The following is a 12,433-nucleotide window of genomic DNA, read 5'->3' as shown; positions in this document are numbered from 1 at the left end:
GGGCTCGGGGGGTTGTGGGGGCGGGGCGGTGGCAGAGGGTGTTGAAGGCCGGGGTGGGGGCCCGGGCCGGAGACGGGGGTGCCACAGGGGTGAAGCCGGGGGGAGGGTAGGGGACGCTTCGGGTGCGGACTGGTCGCATGCCGGTGGTGGCCCGGTTGGGGGGCGTGTCGTGCGTGTCTCGACGGCCGGGGTCCTGTCACCACGGCACGGCGGGGGGTTCTGTCACCACGGCATGGCCACACCTCCGTTGGGGCGGAGGATCTGGCCCGTCGTGAAGGCCGAGGCCTCGGAGACCAGGTGAAGGATCGCGTGGGCGATGTCCTCGGGCTCGCCCACGCGGCCCAGGGGTGACATCCGGGCCATGACGGACTCCGTGTGTGCCGTGGAGCCGCTGTCGCCGCGGTCGGTCATCGGCGTACGGATCCAGCCCGGGGCGACCGCGTTGACCCGGATGCCGTGCCGGCCGACCTCCGTCGCGAGGGTCTTCGTCAGCTGCACCACCGCCGCCTTGGCCGCGCCGTAGCAGAGCAGCCCCGGGCCGCCCGTGTCGACGGCGCCCGAGGCCATGGTGACGATGCTGCCCCGGGTGCCGCGGGCGATCATGAGGCGGGCGGCCTCCTGGCAGGCGTACAGCACTCCCTTGAAGTTGACGTCGAGGACCCGGTCGAGGTCCTCGTCCCGGGTCTCCAGCACAGGACTGCGGTGCATGATCCCGGCGACCGCGGCCAGGGCGTCCAGGCGTTCGCAGGAGGTGAGGGCCTGCCGGAGCCCGGCCCGGTCGGTGACGTCGAGGGTGTGGGTGCGGGCGGTGCCACCGCTGTCCTTGATCAGGCTCGCCGTCTCGTGCAGACCCTCGGCGTCACGGTCCGCGCAGTGCACGGTCGCCCCGGCCTCGGCGAGCAGCAGCGCCGAGGCGCGGCCGATGCCGCTCGCGGCGCCGGTGACGAACGCGGTGCGGCCGGTGAGGTCGTACGCCGTGACGGGCATACAGGGACCGTACGAGCGTTTCTGACGGATCGTCAATTAGTGTGGCCGCGCCGGGCCGGAGCGGGGGCCGGGCCGGGCTGGCAGGTGGGGCACCAGTAGGTGGGGCGTTCGCGGGAGCCGTCGCCCTGGTCGGCGACCCGGATCGGGGTACGGCAGCGCAGGCAGGGGCGGCGGGCCCGGCCGTACACGAAGAGGTCCTGGCCGCGGAGGCCCGTCGTGATGCGGATCGGGCGGTCGCGGTTGGTCTCCAGCAGCTTCTTGGCGAGCGCGGGCAGCTTCGTGGCGCGGTCGGGGGGAAGGTCGCCGGCCGGGAGCCAGGGGGTGACGCCGAGCAGGAAGCAGAGTTCGCTCTTGTAGACATTGCCGATGCCGGCGAGGTTGCGCTGGTCGAGCAGGGCCTCGCCGAGTTCGCGGGCGGGGTCCTGGAGGACGTTGGCGAGGGCCCGGTCCGGGTCCCAGTCGGGCCCCAGGAGGTCGGGGCCGAGGTGGCCGACCGCGCGGTGCTCGTCGGTGGTGCGCAGCAGTTCCAGGACGGGGAGGCGGTAGCCGACGGCCGTGCGATCGGTGTTGCCGAGGATCGCGCGGATCTGGTGGCCGGGACCCCCGCTCCAGCGCTGGCCGTTCCCGTACACCTTCCAGGAACCGTCCATCCGCAGGTGGGAGTGGAGGGTGAGGCCGCCGTCGATGCGGGTGAGGAGGTGCTTGCCGCGCGCGGCGACGTCCAGGACCGCGCGGCCCGTGAGGTCGGCCGTCGCGAAGCGCGGGACCCGCAGATCGCTGCGGGTCAGCACCTTGCCCGCGAGGGCGTCGTGCAACCGCCTCGCGGCCTGCCAGACCGTGTCACCTTCGGGCATGGGTCAAGGGTGGCACGACGGATGCGTGGGCGGCCGGATCGGCTGGTTGAGGGGCGTGACCGGCTGTGTGCGGGGCCGGATCGGCCGGCGTGGCCGGGGGGTCAGGCGCGCAGGCGGAGTCCTCGGGGGGTCGCGATGAAGCCCGCTCCTTCCAGGAGGGTTCCGACCGGGGACGTCAGGGCCTGGGCGCCGTTCACGCGCTCCACCGTGACCGTGCCGAGCGAACCCGCGCGGGCCGCCGCCGCGAGGGCCTCCGCGGCGCTGCGCAGGCGGGGGTCGTCGGCGGGGGCGCCGTCCGGGTCGGCGGCCCAGGCCAGCAGGGTCTTGCCACCCCGCTCCATGTAGAGGGTCAGTTCACCGTCCACGAGCACCACCAGGGAGCCCGCTTTGCGGCCCGGCTTGTGCCCGGCGCCGGTCGGGGGCTCGGGCCAGGCCAGGGCGGCGCCGTACGCGTTCGCCGGGTCGGCGGCGGCGAGGACGACGGCCCGGGAGGCGCCGTCGGGGCGGGTGCGGCGGCCCGCGAACCCCTGGTCGTACGCTGCGCGCCCGCCGTTCTGCCAGGAGGGTGCGGGCTGCGGGGCGTAGTCGCGGGGCGAGACCCACTCGTCCCGCGACGGGCGGGGAGCGTCGTAGGAGGCGTCGAGGCCGGGGAAGCCGTCGGGGCCGGGGTCGAAGGTGTGGTCGTGGGAGGGGGCGGAGTCGTCCGGTCCGGCGAAGTCGTGGGCGGGGGCCGAGTCGTCCGGGCCGGTGAGATCAGCGGCGGGGAACGGGGCCGGTCCGGAGCGGGGAGGCGGGCCGGGCAGCTCCTCGCCGCGGTCACGGGCGTTGGACACCGCGCGCAGGCGGTCCACCGCGCCGTCCATCGCGAACTGCGCGGCGCCGAGGCCCTCCACCACGTAGCCGCGGCGGGCCTGGCCGCTCTCCTCGAAGACGGACAGGACGCGGTACGTCGCCGAGAAGCCGCCCTCGACGCCCTCCGCCGACACCGCGCCCCTGGTGACCACGCCGTGCCGGTCGAGGAGGGTGCGGGCGAGGGCATGGGCCCGCACGGTGGGGTCGGGCTCATGGGCGGGCAGCAGGGACCAGCGGCCCGCGACCGTCGGCGGGCCGGAGCGGGACGCGGTGCGCGCCGCGGCCGTCAGGGAGCCGTAGCGGCCGCGCGGGACCGCGCGCTTGGCGCGGTGGGCCGTGGAGCCCGCGGTGCGGCCCGAGCCGAGCAGGGAGCGCATGGGGGTGAGGGTGTCGTTCGTCAGGCGGCCGGACCAGGCCAGGTCCCAGAGGGTGTCGGCCAGCTGGGGGTCGGTGGCCTCGGGGTGCGTGGTGGCGCGGACCTGGTCGGCGATCTGGCGGAAGAACAGGCCGTAGCCGCCGGAGAGGGTGTCCAGGACGGACTGGTGCAGTGCGGTGAGCTCCAAGGGGTGCGGAGGCGGCAGGAGCAGGGGCGCCGCGTCCGCCAGGTAGAGGGAGACCCAGCCGTCCTTCCCGGGGAGGGAGCCCGCCCCGGCCCAGACCACCTCTCCGGCTGCGGTCAGCTCGTCCAGCATCGCCGGGGTGTAGTTCACGACTCGGGAGGGCAGGACCAGTTTCTCCAGGGCGGAGGCCGGTACGGACGCGCCCTGGACCTGCTCGATGGCCCGGACCAGCCCGTCGATGCCGCGCAGGGAGTGGCCCTTGCCGATGTGCTGCCACTGAGGGAGGAACTGGGCGAGCGCCGCGGGCGGCACGGGCTCCAGTTCGTGCCGCAGGGCGGCCAGGGAGCGGCGGCGCAGTCGGCGCAGCACGGCGGCGTCGCACCACTCCTGGCCGATCCCGGCCGGGTGGAACTCGCCCTGGACGACCCGGCCCGCCGCCGCCAGCCGCTGGAGGGCGCCCTCGGTGACGGCGACGCCCAGGCCGAAGCGGGCCGCTGCCGTGGCCGAGGTGAACGGGCCGTGGGTGCGGGCGTAGCGGGCGAGGAGGTCGCCGAGCGGGTCCTTGACGGGCTCGGTGAAGGCTTCCGGGACACCGACCGGCAGGGCGGTGCCCAGCGCGTCGCGCAGGCGGCCCGCGTCCTCGATCGCCGCCCAGTGGTCCTGGCCCGCGACCCGGACCCGGATGGCGCGGCGGGCACCGGTGAGTTCCTGCGCCCACCGCGGTTCGGCGCCCCGCTCGGACAGTTCGGCCTCCGTGAGCGGGCCGAGGAGGCGCAGGAGGTCCGCGACGCCCTCGGCGTCCTTGACGCGGCGGTCCTCGGTGCGCCACTGCAGCTCCCGCTCCAGCTCGGTCAGCACCTCGGCGTCGAGCAGCTCGCGCAGCTCCGCCTGGCCGAGGAGCTCCGCCAGCAGCCGGGAGTCCAGCGACAGGGCGGCGGCGCGGCGCTCGGCCAGCGGGGAGTCGCCCTCGTACAGGAACTGGGCGACGTAGCCGAAGAGCAGGGAGCGCGCGAAGGGGGACGGTTCGGCCGTGGTGACCTCGACCAGGCGGACCTTGCGGGACTCCAGATCCCCCATCAGCTCCACGAGGCCGGGGACGTCGAAGACGTCCTGGAGGCACTCGCGGACCGCCTCCAGGACGATCGGGAACGAGCCGAACTCGCTCGCCACCTGCAACAGCTGCGAGGCGCGCTGCCGCTGCTGCCACAGCGGGGTGCGCTTGCCCGGGTTGCGCCGCGGCAGCAGCAGCGCGCGGGCGGCACACTCACGGAAGCGGGAGGCGAACAGGGCGGAACTGCCCACCTGGTCGGTGACGACCTGGTCGACCTCGCCCTTGTCGAAGACGACGTCCGCCGCGCCCACGGGGGCCTGCTCGGCGTCGTACTCCCGGCCCGTCCTCACCGGCTCCTGGTCCAGCAGGTCCAGGCCCATGAGATCGGCATCCGGGAGGCGCAGCACGATGCCGTCGTCCGCGTGCATGACCTGCGCGTCCATGCCGTACCGCTCGGACAGCTTCGTGCCGAGCGCGAGCGCCCACGGGGCGTGCACCTGGGCGCCGAACGGCGAGTGCACGACCACGCGCCAGTCGCCGAGCTCGTCACGGAAGCGCTCCACGACGATCGTCCGGTCGTCCGGGATGTGGCCGCAGGCCTCGCGCTGCTCGGCCAGGTAGGACAGCACGTTGTCCGCCGCCCACGCGTCCAGGCCGGCGGCCAGGAGACGGAGTCGGGCGTCGTCCTCGGACAGCGATCCGACCTCCCGCAGGAACGCGCCCACCGCCCGGCCCAGTTCCAGCGGGCGGCCCAGCTGGTCGCCCTTCCAGAAGGGCAGCCGGCCCGGCACCCCCGGGGCCGGGGAGACCAGGACGCGGTCGCGGGTGATGTCCTCGATGCGCCAGGAACTGGTGCCGAGCGTGAAGACGTCACCCACGCGGGACTCGTAGACCATCTCCTCGTCGAGCTCGCCGACCCGGCCGCCGCCCTTCTTGGGGTCGGCGCCCGCGAGGAAGACGCCGAAGAGACCGCGGTCGGGGATCGTGCCGCCGGAGGTGACGGCGAGGCGCTGAGCGCCGGGGCGGCCGGTGATCTCGCCGGTGACCCGGTCCCACACCACGCGCGGGCGCAGCTCCGCGAACGCGTCCGACGGGTAGCGGCCGGCCAGCATGTCGAGGACGGCCGTGAAGGCCGACTCCGGCAGCGAGGCGAAGGGGGCCGCCCGGCGGACGGCGGCGAGGAGGTCGTCGAACTGCCAGGTGTCCAGGGCCGTCATGGCGACCACCTGCTGCGCCAGGACGTCCAGGGGGTTGGCGGGGACCTTGAGGGATTCGATGGAGCCGGTGCGCATGCGCTCGGTGACCACCGCCGCCTGCACCAGGTCGCCGCGGTACTTCGGGAAGACCACTCCCGTGGAGACCGCACCCACCTGGTGCCCGGCCCGGCCGACGCGCTGCAGGCCGGAAGCGACGGAGGGCGGCGACTCCACCTGCACGACCAGGTCCACCGCGCCCATGTCGATGCCCAGTTCGAGACTGGACGTGGCCACGACCGCGGGCAGGCGGCCCGCCTTGAGGTCCTCCTCGACCAGGGCGCGCTGCTCCTTGGACACCGAGCCGTGGTGGGCACGGGCGATGACCTGGGGAGCGCCCTGGGCCGCTCCCGAGCCGCCCATGAGCTCCGCGGGGGAGTGGTGCTCTTCGAGCGTCTCGCCCGTGGCCCGTTCGTACGCGATCTCGTTCAGGCGGTTGCAGAGGCGCTCCGCGAGGCGGCGGGAGTTCGCGAAGACGATCGTCGAGCGGTGGGACTGGACCAGGTCTGCGATCCGCTCCTCCACATGCGGCCAGATGGACGGGCGCTCGGCGCCTTCCTGGCCGTCCGCAACCGGGGAGCCGCCCAGCTCGCCCAGGTCCTCGACCGGGACGACCACCGACAGGTCGAACTCCTTGCCCGACTCCGGCTGGACGATCTCCACCTTGCGGCGGGGCGAGAGGAAACGGGCCACCTCGTCCACCGGGCGGACCGTCGCGGACAGGCCGATGCGGCGGGCGGGCTTCGACAGGAGGTCGTCCAGCCGCTCCAGGGAGAGCGCGAGATGGGCGCCGCGCTTGGTGCCGGCGACCGCGTGCACCTCGTCGAGGATCACGGTCTCCACGCCCGCCAGCGCGTCGCGCGTGGCCGACGTCAGCATCAGGAACAGCGATTCCGGGGTCGTGATCAGGATGTCCGGCGGACGGGTCGACAGGGCGCGGCGCTCGGCGGCGGGGGTGTCGCCCGAGCGGATGCCCACCTTGACCTCGGGCTCGGGCAGGCCGAGGCGCACGGACTCCTGGCGGATGCCCGTCAGCGGGCTGCGCAGGTTGCGCTCGACGTCGACCGCCAGGGCCTTCAGGGGCGAGACGTACAGGACGCGGCAGCGCTTCCTCGGATCCGCAGGGGGAGGAGTCGAGGCCAGCTGATCGAGAGCGGCCAGGAAGGCCGCCAGGGTCTTTCCGGAGCCGGTCGGAGCGACGACCAGCACGTCCGAACCCTCGTGGATGGCCTGCCACGCACCGGCCTGGGCCGAGGTGGGCGCGGAGAAGGCACCCGTGAACCAGGCGCGGGTCGCGGGGGAGAAGCCGTCCAGGGCTCGGTGCGCATTGCTGGGCATGCGTCCATCGTGCACCTCGGCACTGACAACGGGCCCGCGCCGCCTCGCGGCCTGCCGTTCGCCGCCGGGTCCGGCCGCGGGTGCAGCGTCCGGACCGCCACCGCGGACAATGGTCGTATGAACGAGCGTGCACGCCACTGGCAGTACGACGAGCTGCCCGGGGTCGATCTGCTGCGGGCCCGGTACGTGCACAAGACGTTCGTCCGGCACACGCACGAGAACTTCGTGATCGCCGCCATCGCCGACGGCGTGGAGGTGTTCCACCACGGCGGGGGCGATCAGTACGCGGGGGCCGGGGCCCTCGCACTGGTGAATCCCGATACGCCGCACACCGGGCGGGCCGGGGTGCCCGAGGGGTGGCGGTACGGGGCCCTGTACCCGCCGCCCGGCGTGGTGGCGGAGATCGCGGCCGAGACGACGGCCCTGCGGGGGACACCCGGGTTCGTCAGTCCGGTCGTGGACGATCCCTGCGCCGCCGGCCTGGTGCACCAGGTGCTGCGGGCCGCCGACGAGGGCAACGCGCTGGCCGCGGACACGCTGCTGCGCGTCGCCGTGACCAGGCTGCTGCGGTTGAACGGCGGGCTGCTGCCGCAGCGGGAGGTGCGGACGGCGGGAGCCCGGATCGCGGCACGCGCGCGTCATGTGCTGGAGGAGCGGATGGCACAGCCGCCCAGCCTGGGGCAGCTGGCGGCCGGCCTCGGGACCAGCCCGTTCGCCCTGCTGAGGGCCTTCCGGGACGTCTACGGCATGCCGCCGCACGCGTGGCTCACGGACGCACGGATACGGCGGGCGCGGCAGCTGCTGGACGCGGGGACGGCGCCCTCCGAGGCAGCCGTAGCCGTCGGGTTCACCGATCAGCCGCACCTCAACCGGCACTTCACCCGGATGGTCGGCGTGCCTCCCGGCGCTTACCAGAGGGAGCGCAAGAACGTACAAGATCTGCGGTAGCCGCCGGCCGTAGCGTGCGGGTGTGGCAGAACGAACAGGTCTCGAAGATGAAAACGTGGACATCGGTGGGAAGGCGGACCGGGCCGTCGTGCGCGACGCCCTGGGGGTCGGGGTGGCCGTCGGGCTGTCCGGGTTCGCCTTCGGAGTGACCTCGGCCGGCAGCGGACTCACACTGGCGCAGACGTGCGCGCTCAGTCTTCTGGTGTTCACCGGCGCGTCCCAGTTCGCCCTGGTGGGGGCACTCGCGGCCGGAGGCGCCCCGTTCACCGCCGCCGCGGGGGCCCTCTTCCTCGGCGTGCGGAACGCCTTCTACGGCTTGCGCCTGTCGCAGTTGCTGGCGCTCCCGCGCGCGGTGCGGCCGTTCGCCGCTCAGTGGGTGATCGACGAGACGGCCGCCGTCGCGCTCGCCCAGCCCACCCGCCGCGCCGCGCGGCTCGGATTCGTCGTGACCGGGCTGACCCTGTACCTCCTGTGGAACCTCACGACACTGCTCGGCGCCCTGGGCGCCGAGGCCATCGGGGACACCGACGCCTGGGGCCTGGACGCCGCCGGCCCCGCGGTCTTCCTGGCCCTGCTCGCGCCGATGCTGAGGACCGGCACCGAGCGGGCCGTCGCCGGGCTTGCCGTGCTGCTGGGGCTCGGGCTGCTGCCCGTCCTGCCCGCCGGGGTACCGGTGCTGCTGGCCGCGCTGGCTGCGCCGGCCGTGCTGTGGGCGGACGGCCGGCGCCGGGGACGGGGGGACGCGCGGTGAACGTCTGGATCGCGATCGGTGTGACCGTCCTCGGGTGCTACGCCGTCAAGCTCGCCGGGCTCCTGGTGCCTGCGGGAGCCCTGGAGCGGCCCCTTGTCAAACGCCTCGCCGCACTGCTGCCCGTAGCACTGCTCGCGGCCCTCACCGCCCAGCAGACCTTCGCCGACGGACAGACGCTGGTGCTGGACGCGCGGGCCGCCGGACTCGCCGCCGCGGCCGTCGCGCTGATGCTGCGCGCCCCCTTCCTGCTGGTCGTCGCCGCGGCCGTGCTGGTCACCGCGGGGGCGCGGGCCATGGGGGCCGGATGATCAGTCGATGGCGCGGCCGTACGCGCTGAGCACGCACAGGGCCTCGATGGTCACGAGCGGGCGGGCTTCCAGGGCGGGGGCCGGGGCCCAGCGGCGCCACCGGACGGGCCAGCCGCCGTCCTCCTGCTGCTGGGCCGCGAGATGGTCCAGGGACCGGGCCATCTCGTCGTCCGTGAACCACGCGCGCGCGAGGGAGCGCGGTGTCCGCGCGTAGTCGTACGGGAAGTGATGCTCCCCCGGGGCATAGCCTGGGGACACCGGCCAGGCGTCGAGGTCGCCGGGATCCAGGGCCGCGAGGCGGTGTGCGCGGACCAGGCGGCCGAGACGGGCGGCGGCCGCCTCAGCGCGCGGACGGTCGGGGGCGGAGTCCAGGAAGGCCACGGCGGCCTCGATCTGGTAGGGGTGCGACTTCTCCAGGGACTCGACCGCCTGCCAGCAGAAGTCCGTCGCCCGGAAGAGCCAGGCGTGCCACACCTCGTTGCGGTGCAGCAGTCCCACCACCGGCCCGGTGGCCAGCAGGTCGCTGGGCGGATCGTCCACCACCGTCACGAAGGGAGCCGTGGGGTAGTCGCGCTGGCTGGGGTGGATCGCCGGGAGGGCGCCGTCCGCAGTCGACACGGACGTCAGGTAGCGGCACATGCGCTCCACGCGCTGGCCGGCACAGCGTCCGACCGCGTCCAGCACCCGCAGGGCGTGCGCGGTGTGCAACGGCTGGCTGACCGGCCCGCGCAGGTCGGGTTCCAGCGCGTGGCCGTACCCGCCGTCCTCGTTGCGGTAGGCGTCCAGGGCCGTCTCCACCGGGTCGGCGGCGGCGCCCCGGAAGTGGTGGGCGAAGCGGCGCTGTTCGAGCACGCGCGCGGTGAGCCAGACGAACCGCTCCGCGCGCGTGACGGGGCTGTGCGGCGGGGGCGTCGGGGGGACTTCGGTAGCTCCTGTTTCGGCCATGGGTCAGACCGTAGGGCGCGAAGCGGCGCCGGCAGGCGGTCACGGCTCAGGCCCACCCCAGGGGCGGGATACTGGAGGCATGCGGTTGACGGTCTTCTGGCAGCGAATGGCGGAGCACTTCGGTCCTGGTTACGCCGAAACCTTCGCGCGCGATCATGTGATGTCCGAGCTGGGCGGGCGCACGGTGAACGAGGCGCTGGAGGCCGGCTGGGGCGCCAAAGAGGTCTGGCAGGTGGTCTGCTCGGTGATGGACGTGCCCCGGGAGAGGCGCTGACCGCTTCGAGCGAGCGACGCAGACCACAGGCTGCCGATCTCGGACGTCGCCGCCCCGTCATCAAGATCGCAGGGCGGGCAGACGCTCGTCGGCGGCGTGGGCGAGACTTGGACCGTGGCACCCACTGACGAGACCGGGCAGGCAGCCCAGCAGCCCCCAGCTTCCGGTACGACGCCGCCGGTCCGGCCCCCGGTCGGCGGTGCCGGGGCGAACGGCCGCATGCCGCGCTGGCTGCCCCGTGCCATGGTGCTCGCGCTCGCCCTCGTCGCCGTGTTCCAGCTGGGCAGCTGGGCCTTCCACCAGCTCACCGGCCTGCTGATCAACATCCTCATCGCGTTCTTCCTGGCCCTCGCCATCGAGCCCGCGGTGAGCTGGATGGCGACGCGCGGCATGCGCAGGGGGTTCGCCGCGTTCGTCGTCTTCATCGGCGTGATGGTCGTGTCGGCCGGTTTCGTCACCCTGCTCGGTTCCGTCCTCGCGGACCAGATCATCAAGCTGATCGAGGGGTTCCCCCAATACCTCGACTCCGTCATCAACTGGGTCAACACGCACTTCAGGACCGATCTGAAGCGCGTCGACATCCAGGAGGGCCTGCTCCGCTCCGACTGGCTGCGCAACTACGTCCAGAACAGCGCCACCGGCGTACTGGACGTGTCCGCCCAGGTCATCGGGGGCCTCTTCCAACTGCTCACGGTCGCCCTGTTCTCGTTCTACTTCGCCGCGGACGGCCCGCGCCTGCGCCGCGCCATCTGCTCCGTCCTGCCGCCCGCCCGCCAGGCCGAGGTGCTGCGCGCGTGGGAGATCGCCGTGAACAAGACCGGCGGCTACATCTACTCCCGCGGCCTGATGGCGCTGATCTCAGGTGTGGCGCACTTCATCCTGCTGCAGGCCCTGGACGTGCCCTATGCGCCCGTGCTCGCCGTGTGGGTGGGTCTCGTGTCGCAGTTCATCCCCACCATCGGCACCTACCTCGCGGGCGCCCTGCCCATGCTGATCGCCTTCACGGTGGACCCCTGGTACGCGCTGTGGGTGCTGATCTTCGTCGTGATCTACCAGCAGTTCGAGAACTACGTGCTGCAGCCCAAGCTGACCTCCAAGACCGTCGACATCCACCCGGCCGTCGCCTTCGGCTCGGTCATCGCCGGCACCGCCCTCCTCGGCGCCGTCGGCGCGCTCATCGCCATCCCCGCCATCGCCACACTCCAGGCGTTCCTGGGGGCGTACGTCAGGCGCTACGACGTCACGGACGACCCCCGGGTGCACGGCCACCACCGACGGGGAGAAGGGGCGGGCCTGCTCACCCGCGCCAGGGGGCTGTGGACACGGCGGCCGGGGGCGGAGCGGCCCGGGGCCGGGGCCGGGAACTCGGGGGAGAGCTCCTCGTGAGCGGCGCGAACCGCCCGGCTCCTGGGCCGCCGCGGCCTTCAACAGGCTCGCCCGCTCCTCAGGTGGGATGAGGCCGTCCGGCAGTGTCCGGTCGTCCAGCAGACTGCGCACCAGTTCGGCATGCTCGAAGAACACGGCCCGGCACCGTGCGCGTTCCGGGTGGTCGCGGTCGCTGCCCAGGAACCGGATCGCCCGCTCACTGCCCCCGTCTACGGGGTGTGAGAGCTCCGCGATGACGAACAGGAACTCGACCAGCTCGGTCCGCACCGGCACCGCCGGATCGGCGGCGAGGCGGAGCAGGAACGGCAGAGCTGCCGGCATGGCCGGGCCCATCGTGAAGACACCGTCCATCAGGACGTTGCAGAGCACCCGCTCGGCCTCGGCAGCCGCGGTCGGGTCGAGCAGACCGCGCAGCGGGGACCCCGGCGGGGCACCCGAAGCCCGCCCAGGCGATGTCGTCACAGCCGTGCAGTGCGGGGTGATTCCGGCCGGCGCGGGGTGCGTCCGGGAACTCCTGCAAGAACCGTGCGACGGCGGCTTCCTTGCCCGCCGCGGTGATCCGGCACATCCCATCTCCCCCTTGAGTGTGCGCACTGCCTGTGCAGACGCAGCACGGTACTCCGGCACGAACGCACCCGACACGGAACAGGGGCTGCGGGCAGCGGGGTACCGGATGCGGGGTGCGGGGTGCGGGGTACGGGATGCGGGATACGTGTGCGACGCGGTGCCGCGTGGTGCGCTTGACATGAAAATCGAACATACATTCTCATGGAGGTGCCGACGAGGCTCAACGAAGGGCATTTCGACGTACTTTGGGTAGGTAAATGCCCGAGTTATCCACAGGCCGGACGTGCGTCGGGGCGCATTGTCAGTGGCAGGCGTTAGCGTCTTTGACGTGAAGCGATCGACTCAAGCAAATCGGGTGG

Annotated in this window: 9 protein-coding genes; 5 read left to right on the top strand and 4 right to left on the bottom strand. The window is 73.5% G+C overall.

Annotated features, from left to right (window positions below; all coding sequences use genetic code 11):
• Positions 1-222: 222 nt before the first annotated feature.
• The 3 genes from GTY56_RS00800 to GTY56_RS00790 all read right to left on the bottom strand — a co-directional run bounded on the left by GTY56_RS00800 (position 223) and on the right by GTY56_RS00790 (position 6,895).
• Entirely contained in the window at positions 223-987 is a 765-nt protein-coding gene (locus GTY56_RS00800; RefSeq protein ID WP_161361465.1) for an SDR family NAD(P)-dependent oxidoreductase, read from the bottom strand.
• 32 nt (positions 988-1,019) lie between these two features.
• Positions 1,020-1,841: an Fpg/Nei family DNA glycosylase gene (locus GTY56_RS00795; RefSeq protein ID WP_161361462.1), complete on the bottom strand. Its 822-nt coding sequence runs from the start codon at positions 1,839-1,841 to the stop codon at positions 1,020-1,022.
• 101 nt (positions 1,842-1,942) lie between these two features.
• Positions 1,943-6,895, bottom strand: a complete 4,953-nt coding sequence (locus GTY56_RS00790; RefSeq protein WP_161361460.1) for an ATP-dependent helicase — start codon at positions 6,893-6,895, stop codon at positions 1,943-1,945.
• Between the two features lie 117 nt (positions 6,896-7,012).
• Between GTY56_RS00790 and GTY56_RS00785 the strand changes: the two genes are divergently transcribed.
• From GTY56_RS00785 to GTY56_RS00775, 3 genes are read left to right on the top strand one after another with little or no spacing between them, the layout of a single operon-like run.
• Entirely contained in the window at positions 7,013-7,843 is an 831-nt protein-coding gene (locus GTY56_RS00785) for an AraC family transcriptional regulator (RefSeq protein WP_161361458.1), read from the top strand.
• A 22-nt stretch (positions 7,844-7,865) separates the two neighbouring features.
• Entirely contained in the window at positions 7,866-8,594 is a 729-nt protein-coding gene (locus GTY56_RS00780) for an AzlC family ABC transporter permease (RefSeq protein ID WP_161361456.1), read from the top strand.
• Positions 8,591-8,902: an AzlD domain-containing protein gene (locus tag GTY56_RS00775; protein ID WP_033308277.1), complete on the top strand. Its 312-nt coding sequence runs from the start codon at positions 8,591-8,593 to the stop codon at positions 8,900-8,902. The genes GTY56_RS00780 and GTY56_RS00775 overlap by 4 nt, the downstream gene beginning before the upstream one ends.
• Here GTY56_RS00775 and GTY56_RS00770 read toward each other — a convergent pair whose 3' ends face one another.
• A complete protein-coding gene (locus GTY56_RS00770) occupies positions 8,903-9,847 on the bottom strand; it encodes a hypothetical protein (protein ID WP_161361454.1) in 945 nt (314 codons plus the stop codon). It abuts the gene before it with no gap.
• A 79-nt stretch (positions 9,848-9,926) separates the two neighbouring features.
• Here GTY56_RS00770 and GTY56_RS00765 point away from each other — a divergent pair, with 79 nt between their 5' ends.
• Together GTY56_RS00765 and GTY56_RS00760 are read left to right on the top strand one after the other, a co-directional pair.
• Complete coding sequence (locus GTY56_RS00765; RefSeq protein WP_033308279.1) at positions 9,927-10,121, top strand: DUF3046 domain-containing protein; 195 nt, start codon at positions 9,927-9,929, stop codon at positions 10,119-10,121.
• Between the two features lie 114 nt (positions 10,122-10,235).
• Entirely contained in the window at positions 10,236-11,507 is a 1,272-nt protein-coding gene (locus GTY56_RS00760; protein ID WP_161361452.1) for an AI-2E family transporter, read from the top strand.
• Positions 11,508-12,433: the final 926 nt, after the last annotated feature.

The sequence above is a fragment of the Streptomyces sp. SID5643 genome (assembly GCF_009872555.1).
Lineage (GTDB): Bacteria > Actinomycetota > Actinomycetes > Streptomycetales > Streptomycetaceae > Streptomyces > Streptomyces iakyrus.
The sequence above is the reverse complement of the archived record's forward strand: the minus strand, read 5'-3'. Positions and strand labels throughout refer to the sequence as shown.

Bases quoted from the DNA above. Each gene is read 5' to 3' on its own strand.
- GTY56_RS00800 (WP_161361465.1), bottom strand. From the start codon at position 987: ATGCCCGTCACGGCGTACGACCTCACCGGCCGCACCGCGTTCGTCACC.
- GTY56_RS00795 (WP_161361462.1), bottom strand. From the start codon at position 1,841: ATGCCCGAAGGTGACACGGTCTGGCAGGCCGCGAGGCGGTTGCACGAC.
- GTY56_RS00790 (WP_161361460.1), bottom strand. From the start codon at position 6,895: ATGCCCAGCAATGCGCACCGAGCCCTGGACGGCTTCTCCCCCGCGACC.
- GTY56_RS00785 (WP_161361458.1), top strand. From the start codon at position 7,013: ATGAACGAGCGTGCACGCCACTGGCAGTACGACGAGCTGCCCGGGGTC.
- GTY56_RS00770 (WP_161361454.1), bottom strand. From the start codon at position 9,847: ATGGCCGAAACAGGAGCTACCGAAGTCCCCCCGACGCCCCCGCCGCAC.
- GTY56_RS00765 (WP_033308279.1), top strand. From the start codon at position 9,927: ATGCGGTTGACGGTCTTCTGGCAGCGAATGGCGGAGCACTTCGGTCCT.